At 36.2% G+C, this 12,630-nt stretch carries 6 protein-coding genes; 3 read left to right on the plus strand and 3 right to left on the minus strand.

Annotation, left to right across the window (positions count from 1 at the left end):
• The coding region (locus ACOH2D_RS16270; RefSeq protein WP_449535896.1) for an MGH1-like glycoside hydrolase domain-containing protein at window positions 1-1,996 on the minus strand (1,996 nt) is incomplete at its 3' end.
• 209 nt (window positions 1,997-2,205) lie between these two features.
• Between ACOH2D_RS16270 and ACOH2D_RS16275 the strand changes: the two genes are divergently transcribed.
• From ACOH2D_RS16275 to ACOH2D_RS16285, 3 genes are all read left to right on the plus strand, one after another.
• Window positions 2,206-3,900 carry a tetratricopeptide repeat protein gene (locus ACOH2D_RS16275; protein WP_449535897.1) on the plus strand — a complete coding sequence of 565 codons (1,695 nt, stop codon included), beginning with the start codon at window positions 2,206-2,208 and terminating at the stop codon, window positions 3,898-3,900.
• A 262-nt stretch (window positions 3,901-4,162) separates the two neighbouring features.
• Window positions 4,163-7,258 carry a SusC/RagA family TonB-linked outer membrane protein gene (locus ACOH2D_RS16280; protein WP_449535898.1) on the plus strand — a complete coding sequence of 1,032 codons (3,096 nt, stop codon included), beginning with the start codon at window positions 4,163-4,165 and terminating at the stop codon, window positions 7,256-7,258.
• Between the two features lie 20 nt (window positions 7,259-7,278).
• Window positions 7,279-8,823, plus strand: coding sequence for a RagB/SusD family nutrient uptake outer membrane protein (locus tag ACOH2D_RS16285; protein ID WP_348035396.1), 1,545 nt, complete (start codon window positions 7,279-7,281; stop codon window positions 8,821-8,823).
• A 900-nt stretch (window positions 8,824-9,723) separates the two neighbouring features.
• Here the strand turns inward: ACOH2D_RS16285 and ACOH2D_RS16290 are convergent.
• Together ACOH2D_RS16290 and lhpI are read right to left on the minus strand one after the other, a co-directional pair.
• Window positions 9,724-11,466 (minus strand): DUF885 family protein, encoded by a 1,743-nt coding sequence (locus ACOH2D_RS16290; protein WP_449535899.1) that lies wholly within the window; start codon window positions 11,464-11,466, stop codon window positions 9,724-9,726.
• A 176-nt stretch (window positions 11,467-11,642) separates the two neighbouring features.
• Window positions 11,643-12,599 (minus strand): bifunctional Delta(1)-pyrroline-2-carboxylate/Delta(1)-piperideine-2-carboxylate reductase, encoded by a 957-nt coding sequence (gene lhpI, locus ACOH2D_RS16295; protein WP_449535900.1) that lies wholly within the window; start codon window positions 12,597-12,599, stop codon window positions 11,643-11,645.
• Window positions 12,600-12,630 lie beyond the last annotated feature (31 nt).

Below are 12,630 nucleotides of genomic sequence, written 5' to 3' on the forward strand. Positions count from 1 at the left end.
TGAGATGTGCTGCGCTCCAGCTGAAATTTTCAGCATTTAGTCCTTCGCCCGTGATGGGGTGATAATTTTCACGAATGGCTTGTCCTTTACCTAACACACCATTGGCGCCTTCAATAATTTGGTGTGTGGCTTTATCAGCTTCGTCATTAAACCCATAATTACGCAAGCCTTTTACGCCGAAATAAGCTTGATCCAACCAATTTGGTCCTCTCCAATAACCTTTTAAAGGATTGAATTTTTCATGATCGGCACTCATCGTTTGAAAAGGCACTTTCGTATAGAATTTTTCAGGATTCATCATCTTAAGTTTTACAGCCTCGGCTTGCTCTTGCGTGGCGGCATTTGCCCAAAGTGCGGTCCAGCCTTCGCTTCCTGCACCTTTAATAAAAGTGCCACCATCGATCGTTGTATCGTAAAACCAACCATCTTCAGGATCATAGAATTGCTGTTGGATTTTATTTTTTAATACCTCAGCTTCTGTTTTATAGGTATTTGCATCTTCTTGATTATTTATAATCCCAGCGAGTTCGCTTAAATACAGTTTTTCAGCATACAAATAAGCGTTCAAATCGACACTTTCCTGATTGAGCGAATACGCGCCTTCTTCATTTTTAAGAATTTTAGAATCGTCAAATCTGATGGCATTATCCATTCCGCTTTCCCATTTTGCCGCAATCACGGTGCCGTCAGTAGAACCATATTCGCATAAACCATCTTGGTCATGATCACGCTTGTTGTACCACCATTCGTGGTATTTTTTGATTTTAGGATAGAGCTCTTTTACGAAGTCGACATCCTTATCTTTTTCATAAATTTTAACTACCGCCCAAGCCGAAAGTGGTGGTTTGGTATCGCGATAGTTATGCGCTTCAATTGTGGTGTCTCGGAAAATACAATCGACGATAAATCCATCATCACTCTGAAAATCAAACATGGCTCTCATTTGATTTTTTGCCAAATCAACATTATAATAAGCCAATCCGACCGCATGCTTCCAGGAATCCCAGGCCCAAAATCCGTGAAAGCCTCTATAATGATAACTCGGAAACAAGCCTTCGTTAGTGAGCTCTCCAGAAGGAATACGCCAATTATTTTGCAAAGTCAGATGTGCTTTGGCCAAAACCCCAGCGTATTTTGCATCCTTAAATTCTGATGCTCTATTTTCAATCAGTGCTTTTAACTGTGTGTTTTTCTCCTCTTTTCGAGCCTTGAAAATCGAATCAAAAGATTCATTTTTGATCTTCTTGCTTTCTTCTTCCCAAGAATATTCAGGAAAAATAAAAGTTTGCGCAACCACAATGTCTTTGGTTTCATTAGGCTTTAGATTAAAACTGTTGCCTGCCTTATATTGCAAACTATCTACTAACTCAACTTGGGTGTCTTTTGGAAAAGAAACATAGCCTTTGGCATTCGTTTTTGTAGAGTTTATTTCGATGGTGTTCTCATCTTGTGACAATAAAATCCCATCAATCAAAACAGGTGCACTTTCCCAAAGCACTTCTATATGAATAGATTCTTGACCCGTGTTTTTTATTCTGGTCCGCACTAAAGCCGTATGCCCGTTTTTAAAAAGCAAGGTTTGATCAACCGCTAAAGAATTACCAGAATAGCCATTTTCTAAATGACTTGCAAAGCTATAAGAATGGTCGCGCGTTAAAGATTCGAAGTTATCATTCACTTTAATGGTAGCATTCATAAGCGAAGTACTCAACCAAACCCCATTTTGTTGGGTCATTAAAAAAGGGCCTGAAAAACCGAAAGACTCATCTGACTCGTCATGCATGCCATAGGCAAACCAAGCGCCTTGATCAGAAAACATCAAACCTGTTCTATCAAAAGCATCTTTAGGTGTGATATGATAATCTAAAATGTTCTCACTGAAATCTAGGAAATCATATGTCTCATGAATTTTCAGAGATTCTTTAGAGGTATTACAGCTTAAATTAAATACCAAAACATAAACAAGTATAGGTTTTATCACCTTTTTTATATCCATCTTTATTACCATTTCAAATTATTAATTTTTCATAAACTTCAAGCCCACAAATTGCGAATTATTATCAATAATAACTCAAAACTTACCTTTACTTAACCTTACAAATCGTTTTTTTAGAAAAAAAGATTAGTTATTATTGTTGATATTTGTAAACCTATAGATCACGCTAATAATAAAGGCATTTCTTTGACAATTACAAATTTTGACTAATGAACAAACTGATTACGCTTATTCTTATCGCCTTTATAGGGTTCTATTTTACTACCCAATCTCAAACGAATATCTGGGATGAAAATCCAACCGACTCACAACAGGAACTGGACAGCTTGCTAACCATTTTACCCACCTCAAAAAAAATAAATAAAACGCCTATCTTAAATAGGATTGCTGAAATATACTGGGTTGTCAATCCTGATAAAACTATAGAATATGGAACGGAAGCTTTAAAATTAGCAATTGAGTTTAAAGATAGAGATCAGGAAGGATTAGCCCTAATAAATTTGTGTCAAGGCTATTTGTTTAATGATATTTATGATAAAGCCTTGCAATTTGGATTACAATCCTTAGAAATCAGAAAAGCAATTGGAAATGATTACGATCTCGCCTTCACTCTGCGCACATTGGGCTGGCTGTATTATGACATTGGCTATTTTGATAAAGCTTTAGAATATCACACGGAAACCTTAAGAATCCATGAGAAGATTGGCGACAAACAACGCATTGCCTACAGTTACAATAGTATCGGCTTAATTTATGAGAGTAAAGATGACTGTAATTTGGCCTTATCGTTTTTCAAAAGATCTTTAGAACTCATCAAAGATTCCAATAATAAGGACCGGATTGCAGAAACTATGAAAAACATGGGCATCTGCTATCGTAAAATTAATGAACTCGATTTAGCCAATACGTTCCTAGAGTCGGCATTGGAGATTACCACCGAAATTAAATACGAACACAAAAAAGTTGATATCCTCCATGAGCTCGCCCTCGTATATCTGAAACTTAAAAATTATGAGGCCTGCTTTGCATTGTTAGAAGAATCTAGAAACATTATCGAAACCCTAAGCAACAACAAGGAGTTGATTATAGAGAATGACAAAATTATGTCAGATTACTATTTGGCAAAAGAGAACTACAAAGAGGCCTTCAACTATTACATGAAATACACCCAAGGCATTTCCGAGGTGTTTTCAAGTAATAAAAGCGAAAAGTTGGCTGAAATGCGCATTTTGTATGAGGCGGAACGACGCGAGTCCGAAATTAAATTACTGGAACAAGAACGTAATTTAGAAGCCCAAAAAAGGAATTATTTATTGATTGGTGTTTTATTATTGGCAATTATAGCTATGCTAGTGATTGTAGGACTATGGAATAATATTAAAAAGAAAAAAGCAATCTACTTGCAAAGTCACAAGCTTTCCAAAGAGAAACTAAAAACCCAAGCGCTAGAACGCGAAAACCTCGAACACAAACTAGAGTTTCGAATGACCGAACTGACCAATTTGGCTTTGTTTATTTCTCAAAGAACAACGATTTATAAGGATCTGACGAAGTCTTTAAAAGATCTCAAATTCACCGATTTGAATGAACTCAAAAAGAACATCGAGGCGCTTATCAAAGAATACACCTTTAAGTTTGATTTCAATGAAGATATTCAACGATTCCATTCCAATATCGAAAATCTACAAAGCGATTTCTTATATAAACTGAAAGAAAGATTTCCCAAATTAACAGATAAAGATGTTCAGTTGGCCGTTCAAGTTAAACTCAAATTAAGCTCCAAAGAGATCGCAAACATCAATAACATCTCTGTAAATTCAGTTGAAATAGGAAGACACCGATTAAGGAAAAAATTAGGTCTAGACAGTAAAGATAACTTGGTCAGTTTCCTGGAAGATATCTAAGTCACAAAGTAATTTCTGGCATCTTCATATAAAAACAAAATTTATAAAGACCCTTCCGCTCTGGCTATTTAGTCCTATCAGCAATTTCACATTTTATTTGAAGATTTAACACCTAACCATTACAAACACTACTATTTTAATAGAATGTAAAGGTCAAGTAAAGGTGTTTTTTCATGTTTTATCTCAAAATAATTTAATATTTGGAAGCCTTAAACTTAAGTTAAAATCGAGTTTCAAGCTAACTAACAAATAAATTATTAAGATGAAAAACAAAAAATCAAAAAATGAAAAGCATACTTTAAACGGTCTGTTTTTATTGCTTTTTATGTTTGTGTCTTTTGGATTTGTGACAAATTCATATGCGCAAAGCATTATTGTAAAAGGAACTATTGTAGATAATTCTGGATTTCCAGTTCCTGGAGCAACTATTATCATTAAAAGTAACCCAAGTGTGGGCACCCAATCTGACTTTGACGGAAACTACACTATTGAAGTTCCAAACAGCCAAACCGTATTAGTTTACAGTTTTATGGGTTTTGCTACTAAAGAAATTACGGTAGGCAACCAATCCACTATCAATCTTACTTTACAAGAAAGCGCTGAAGATTTAGACGAAGTCGTTATTGTTGGTTACGGCACCCAAAAGAAAAGTGATGTTACTGGAGCCATAAGCTCTGTTAAAAGCGAAGATCTGAACAAAGTCGTTACCACAAATCCTGTTGATGCCCTACAAGGTAGAGTTGCCGGAGTTACAGTAACCTCTTCATCGGGAAGCCCGGGAGCAACCTCCGATATTACCATTAGAGGTATCGGAAGTTTTGGAAATAACCAACCCCTTTATATTGTGGATGGCGTGCAAGCAGATCCCTATTTTCTTAATGCCAATGATATTGCATCCATAGAAGTGTTAAAAGATGCTGCTTCTGGCGCCATTTATGGGACAAGAGCTGCCAATGGCGTCATTATTATAACCACTAAAAAAGGCAAATCAGGTAAGGCAAAAATCGAAATTGAAAGCTCCATCAGCTCCAATACCCCAAGAGAAGAGATGAAATTATTAGATGCCAACGGTTACGTTTCTGTACATAAACAAATGTATGAAAATGCAGGTGTAAGCTTACCGCAATATGTTCAAAACCCTCCAAATGTTAACACCGATTGGATTGATGAAACCCACCGCACTGGACAATTAAATTTACTGAACCTTCGCGTCAGCGGCGCATCAGATAATATCAACTATAGTGTAGCAGGTAGCTACGCTGACGAAAAAGGAATTCTTATTGGCTCTGGATTTACTAAAAAAGGCATCAATGCCAATATGGGCATTACCAGAGGGAAACTAAAAATCAACACTGGTTTAAATTACACAGAGACCAATCAAGAAGATTATAAGTTTTCATTGCGCGAAACTTACTTTATATCGCCATTAATTCCGGTATATGATGCCTCCAAACCATCAGGCTATGGTTACAGAACTGGCGATTTGCCAGACCACCGCAATCCTGTAGGGGAAGCTAACATTCTTAATGGCTACACTAAGCTGAAGTATTTCTTAGGAAATGTGAGCTTCAACTACGAAATAATTAAAGGATTAAATGCCAACGCCAATTACTCTTTATCTAATACAGATAATTATACTTATGCCTTCCACCCTGCATTTAAAGTAAGGGATATTGATGACAATCCTCAAAATGAGTTTGCGTATGTGTCTGAGCATAACAGAGAATTTAGAAGGCTAAATCAAGATTATACGCTGAATTACAAATTTGACATTGAGAAACATTCCATAAATCTATTGGCAGGTTATCAAAGAATTTCTGAGCCCTTCAAAGAAACTTTTGTACAGGCAGAAGGTTATAAGTTTGATGACGAAGGCAATAAAGTACCGGCTACCATACTCGATCCGAGATTTAATACGTTAAATGCGTTTAGCGATGGTACTTTTTCCGCACAAGGCACTAATGCACAATACGCTTTAGTTTCGCAATTTGGTAGAATTAATTATGCATATAATGATCGCTATTTATTACAAGCAAGTATCCGTAGGGATGGGAGTTCAAAATTTGGAAAGAACAAGCAATATGGAACGTTTCCATCGTTCGCACTTGGATGGAAAATAACAGATGAAGATTTCATGAAAAATCAAGAGATTTTCAACTTTCTAAAACTGCGCTATAGCTGGGGTCAGGCAGGAAATGATAGTGCCTTAGGTTATTTTGACTATATCGCGCTCATATCTCAAGGAAAAAGTAGAAGTAATGGCGGTTACGTGTTTGGAAGTCCACAGAACTCTTATTTAGGAAGTATTGCTCGCGATTTGCAGAATGATAATTTAAAATGGGAAACAAACACCTCTTCAAATTTTGGTATTGACTTTGCCACTTTTAAAAACAAATTAAAGGGTTCCGTCAACTATTACAAAACCACTACCGAAGATTTGCTGATTATCAAGGAAGTTGCCCCATCCAGCGGTGTCAACCCTCCCGTTGTAAATGTGGGAGAATTTAAGAATAAAGGTTTGGAGTTTGAATTGGGATACACCAATAAGAACGGCGAATTCAATTATTCGGCTTTCACAACCTTTACGACTGTAAATAGTGAAGTGACACGATTAAGCAACGCTAATCAAAACTTGTACGGTATTGGATTATTATTTGGATCAGACCATTTTGTCAATCAAACGCGTATAGGTTATGAGCCAGGTGCTTATTTTTTACCAGTAGCCGATGGTATTTTCCAAACGCAAGCTGAAGTAGATGCCCATGGCGCGCAACCAGACGCCGCTCCCGGAGACATTAGATTTGTTGACCAAAATGGTGATGGTGAAATCGATTCAAAGGATGAAACCTACCAAGGAACAGCCATTCCGAAATATGAGTATAGTTTAAGTTTATCGGCCGATTATAAAGGTTTTGATTTCAACATATTCTTCCAAGGTGTTGGTGGTAACAAAATATACAATGGTAATGACTTCAGATTATTGAGCTTAGATACTGGAAGAAATTTTAGAGCCGAAGCGGTAAATGCATGGACACCCTCAAATACCAATACAGATATCCCGAGAGCCATATTGGGCGACCCTAATAGAAATAGTAGAGCGTCAACCCGATTTTTAGAAAAAGGTGATTATTTGAGAATTAAAACGATCCAATTAGGATATTCCTTACCTGCAAATGTTCTAGAAACGTTAGCGGTTGACAAATTCCGCGTTTACCTTACAGGTCAAAACTTATTCACCTTTACTAATTACAGCGGCTTAGACCCTGAAGTTGGCGGAAGTGTATTATCAAGAGGTATTGATATTAATTTATATCCGAAATATAAGTCTCTAATTTTTGGAGTCCAATTTGGATTTTAACAATAACTAAAAAGAACAAAATGAAAAACATATATAAACTAGTTATAGTTGCTTTAACCTTGTCGCTATCAACATCATGTAACGATGATGAGTTTTTAGAGCAAACACCGCCCGACCAATTGACCTCATCCAATTTTTGGAGAAATGCCGAAGATGCACAATCGGGTTTAGTGGCGGCTTATTCAGAATTGGAATCCAGAAGTAATTTTTGGGATGGCTGGCAAGAAGGACGTCCGGTCGTAGAATATTTCAGATCGGATTATGCATTACCAGGGCCAGATGCCAGTAATTATTCCCACTGGATGTCTATCTTCAACTTCAATTACACTAATGGCCATACCTTTTTAGATGTGATATGGACCACAAATTATAAAGGATTGAATTTTTCCAATCAAGTTATTACCAAAGTTGGAGAGATGACTTCTGATCAAATTTCAGATGCTGAAAAACAACAAATCATTGGAGAAGCGACGTTTTTAAGAGCTTACTATCATTTCAAATTACTAACACTTTATGAGCAGATCATTTTAAGAACAGAATTAATTTCCAATGAAACTTTAGACAAACCTTTATCCTCGCGACCAGAAGCTTGGGAAGTCATCATTAGCGATTTCAAACAAGCTGCAGAGATGCTAAAAACAGTTGAAAACACTGAACCAGGAAGAGCCACTAAAGGTGCAGCTTTGGCCTATTTGGGAAAAGCTTATATGTATAAAGCTGGAGACGCCACCTCAGCAGAAGCTAATGATTTTGACAATGCCGTACTGGCGTTTAAATCCATTGTTGATGGATCTGCTGGAACGTATGCTTTAGAGTCTGATTATTTAAGTTTATTTAATGGCGAAAATGAAAATAATAGCGAATCCATTTTTGAACTTCAGTTTAAAACTGCAGATGCCACATCAAACAACTCCACAAGATTACATGCTTTTGTAGGCGATTGGTCCATTGGCGGATGGGGCGGCATTGCAGCCACGATGAGTGTGGTCAATGAAATGAAAAAAGAAGGCAAGATTGCCAGCAATGGACTATATGACAACAGACTTTATGGCTCGCTTTATTTTAAAGACCCATTTTATAATAACACAAGCACCAAACAAATGCAAGGCAGCACATGGGATGTCCTCATGAATGAGACATACGGAGACACCAATGATAATGCAGCCTACTTCAGAAAATGGTTGCCAAATTATGTTTCTAACAATAGTTATGTTGGTGTTAATGTGGTATTAATGCGCTATGCTGACGTACTACTGATGTATGCCGAAGCTTTAAACGAAACCGGTGCAACAGCTCAAGCGATCCCATTCATTAATAAGGTAAGAGAAGTCCATGGCTATATGCCTCCAATAACGGCCACCTCGAAAGCAGATGTTAAAACTCAAATCATTCATGAACGAACCATGGAGTTGACTTTAGAATCGGTTCGATTCTTTGATTTACGCCGATGGGGACTATTAGACCAAGCCATGCAAGCTGCAGGGCGAACTAATTTCAATGCGGCATCACATGCTTATTTGCCAATACCATTATCTGAGATTCAAACCAATTCACAAATCAAGTAAATCATTTAATTTTACTTGAATTAGCCAAAAAGAGCTGTCATTGATAAAATGGCAGCTCTTTTCATATAATAAAGCATCACTTTTTTATCAGATCATAAATCTTCATTTTCAGCCCTTGAAATAATTTAATCGGATACTCTAAAGCATCATGACATAAATAGTATTAAGTTGTGGAGCTGTCCTATTTTCATGATAATTCAGATTACTGAAAACATCTTTTCTTTAGATATATTATCATTGTTATCCGATTAAAGCTGTGTTGATCTACTAAGAAGAGTAATAAATAAAGGTCTTTCAATGTTTTTGACCCTCAACCTGCCTCATTTCGAGTTTTTTGAAAACTACTGTTAAAACATCATAACCCATTCTAATTATGAGCTTCACAGCCCTTATTTTCAATTAATTACGTGTTTAGTCTTTATTCTTGGTTCTATCTGCGAAGAGGTGGTTACTGAGCTTGTCGAAGTGTCTTAATTCTTTTCCGGACAATAGTGATATATTATACAAACATTGTCTTTTTATGGGATAGGGCAATTTGTCGCACCTCAAAACCAAGTAGGGCATTTTGAGGTTAATTATAAAAGAAATCGAAAGATGCCTTTAATATTATCTCCAATTGCTCAAAATATTTGCATAATGTTTAAAAACAAATACCCTCCGAGCAGAATCTTCTTAATGCACTTGATTTGGTACACTGTCAAAAATCAAACAAATGCGGAAACGACTAATTAATGAAGACAGTAAAATGGAAGGGAAGAACACAGAAGTGAATTAGACTGACGAGAACAATTCGATTGCCTTAGCTTTACTTACTCCATTAGACAGGAAGGATTATCCACTCCATAGGCAGAGATATAAGTCACTTAGATAATGTTATTCTGATTGATATTAAAAAATTAGTTATAATTTCTCATAGAATTTCCATTTTGTTTTAAAGTCTTTCTTTATGTCCTGATTTGTTAAAATAGCTCTGACCATTTCAACGGGCATTGCGTTTAATTGCAAAACAGAATCATTAAATTCCTTTATTGACATGTTTCCATTATCCACTAATTCTTTTTTCATTGCCCAAAACTGAAGGCCACCAACCATATAGGCTAGTTGATATAATGGACTATAAGTAGAAGCAAAAGAACGTCTTACTTCCGCAGTCGCATTCGCTCTTTCAAAATTCACCCTATCTACAAGAAAATCGATACATTCCTGAGGTGTCCAGTTACCCAAATGATAATTAAGTGAAAAAACGATTCTCGCACTTCGATGCATGCGCCAGAACAACATGCCTATTTTATCTTCAGGCGATTCAGGAAACTTCATATCGTACAATAAAAACTCCCAATATAATGCATTTCCCTCAAGCCAAAATGGGGTATGGAAATTACGATAAGCTCTATTCCGATTGTTCATATATCCTTGAAGATGATGTCCGGCAATAGATTCATGATGTACGGTAGCTCTTGAAAAATGGGGGTTATTCCCGCGCATACTCATCATGCGATCTTCAATTTCCATCGTATTTGTTGGATATGAAACCAAAATTGATGTTCCCCCCAAAAAGAAAGGTGCAATTAGTTGCCGTTCCGGAGACATCATTTGGATACCCCAAACCTCTTCTGCCAAAGACGGAATAGTCAAAAGGTCATGATCTCTGATAAATTTAATAGATTCCTCGAAAAGTCTGATTATCATCTCAGGCTGATCACCAGGAGATACGTAAGTTTCCTTAACTTTCTCCGAAGCAGCCTTCCAATCATCTCCAAATCCAAGATCTTTCGAAGCTTTTAAAATTTCCTTTTGACTCCAATCCAATTCAATATTGGCGATTTTTATTAATTCTTCCGGAGAATATGGGATATAATTATAATTGAGGCTTTTTGTCAATTCTTCTTTTCCGACTGGCTTACCAGCTATTCCACTACCATCCTGTAAAAATTGTGGACTACTCATTTTTTCTTCAAACTTTGAAGCATAGTTATCTAGAGTTTCATCCAAATTCTCATAGGGTATAGGAATCCACCAAGAAAACAGAGGATCGTATCCATTATAAAAATCATAAACACTTTTTAAAGCCTTCTTTACATCCTTTACGATTTGTTTTCCTGTATGAATGTTAGAAAGCGTGAAATCTTTTTCTTTTTCCAGATCCAAGCTTAAGTTCTTAATTTGCTTATTCATTGCAGCCAATTCTAAAGCTAATTTTTGTGCATCTAATTTAGTGCCCCGACGTCTTAATTTTTCTGTTTCAAAAATTTTAGAAGCAAATGGAAACCACTTCTCTACTTTATTATACTCTTGACTAGCTACATCCGATAGTCTTATATTTTCATTTAAATCCCTTTTAAAAAGCACATAATCAACCTTACATTCTTGAGGCAAAGCTTCAAAATCGATCTTATCCAATTTTTTTAAATAATCGTTATAGAGCTTTTTATATCTTTCTCGATATTCTGGTGAAGAATGAATAATGTAAGCTATTGCTAAAGATTTATAATCCTCTCGATAATTGATCATTAAATCGGGCATTTCAGCGCACGGGACAAATAGGATACCATTCACTAATGGCTCCTCATAAATCTGAGCGTTGAGAGACATAAAAGGCGACAAAACAATTATAGCAAATAAGGTATTCAGTTTAGCTTTCATTACATTTTAATTTTCATGTTTAATTAATTGACGATCATCATTAAATACTCTAATATTTAAAATGTTAGAATAATCTTTTATTGAATTAAAAGTCAAATCGTGGTTACTTAGTATTACATAAAGACTCTGTTCAACAATATTCTTTAATTGCTTCAATTTCAAGAATCAACTCCTTATTATTTCTTAAACAAATTATAATAATGTGTGGCAGCAGCTAAGTCTTCCAGGGCATGTCCTACAGATTTAAATAAAGTAATCTGTTTATCATCACTTCTCCCTGTATGTTTATTGGTGGCCATTAAAAACAAGTCCGCTTTGATGTCTTTTTCAGTCAAGATCCCAGTCTTTAACGGAATAACAATATCACCACTTTCTTTTAATCCACCGGCATAAGTATCCACAAACACCTCAGATTTTCTTATGGCATCATCATCAGCTTCTCGCATATCAGTTCGATAAGCACCAACCAAATCAACATGTTGACCAGGTCTGAGGTACTGGCCCAAAACAAGTGGTGTTGACGAAAGGGTAGCAGAGGAAATGATATCCACTTCACTAATTTTATCTTCAATATTTTTTATAGGCGTTATTTTGAAATCCTCCTCACTTAATCCCTCACAAATAGCCTTCGCTTTATCGAAATTTCTTCCCCAAACATAAACTTGTTCTAGAGGTCTTACACTGGCATGAGCCTTGATAAGATTTGGAGATAGCGCCCCAGTTCCAATCATTAATAAAGATTTGGAATCCCTTCTACTCAAATACTTTGAAGCTAAAGCTGATGCTGCAGCAGTACGTTTTACTGTTAGACTTTTCGCCTCTATGATCGCTTTGATAGAACCTTTTAAGGCATCTAAATAAATATAAATGGCTTGAATGGCAGGTAAATCAAACTTTCCGTTCGCAGGACTAACCGTCGCTATTTTCACCCCGGCTTCCTTGCCCGGATTCCAAGCGGGCATTAATAATAAAGTCGATTCCAAACCAACTTCCGGATTAGGGAAGTCATGATGATGTCGCATTGGTACCAAAAGCTCTTTATTTGCAAACATTTTTTCTAGGTCAGCAATTAAATTTGGGAAATCAGTGTTTTTCTCAACAAAATCGGCATCTATTTGAACTATATTTTTCATAAACTTTATGGATATAAGGTTAATAATAATG

This window comes from Gelidibacter sp., assembly GCF_053579655.1.

Bases quoted from the DNA above. Each gene is read 5' to 3' on its own strand.
- ACOH2D_RS16275 (WP_449535897.1), top strand. From the start codon at position 2,206: ATGAACAAACTGATTACGCTTATTCTTATCGCCTTTATAGGGTTCTAT.
- ACOH2D_RS16280 (WP_449535898.1), top strand. From the start codon at position 4,163: ATGAAAAACAAAAAATCAAAAAATGAAAAGCATACTTTAAACGGTCTG.
- ACOH2D_RS16285 (WP_348035396.1), top strand. From the start codon at position 7,279: ATGAAAAACATATATAAACTAGTTATAGTTGCTTTAACCTTGTCGCTA.
- ACOH2D_RS16290 (WP_449535899.1), bottom strand. From the start codon at position 11,466: ATGAAAGCTAAACTGAATACCTTATTTGCTATAATTGTTTTGTCGCCT.
- lhpI (WP_449535900.1), bottom strand. From the start codon at position 12,599: ATGAAAAATATAGTTCAAATAGATGCCGATTTTGTTGAGAAAAACACT.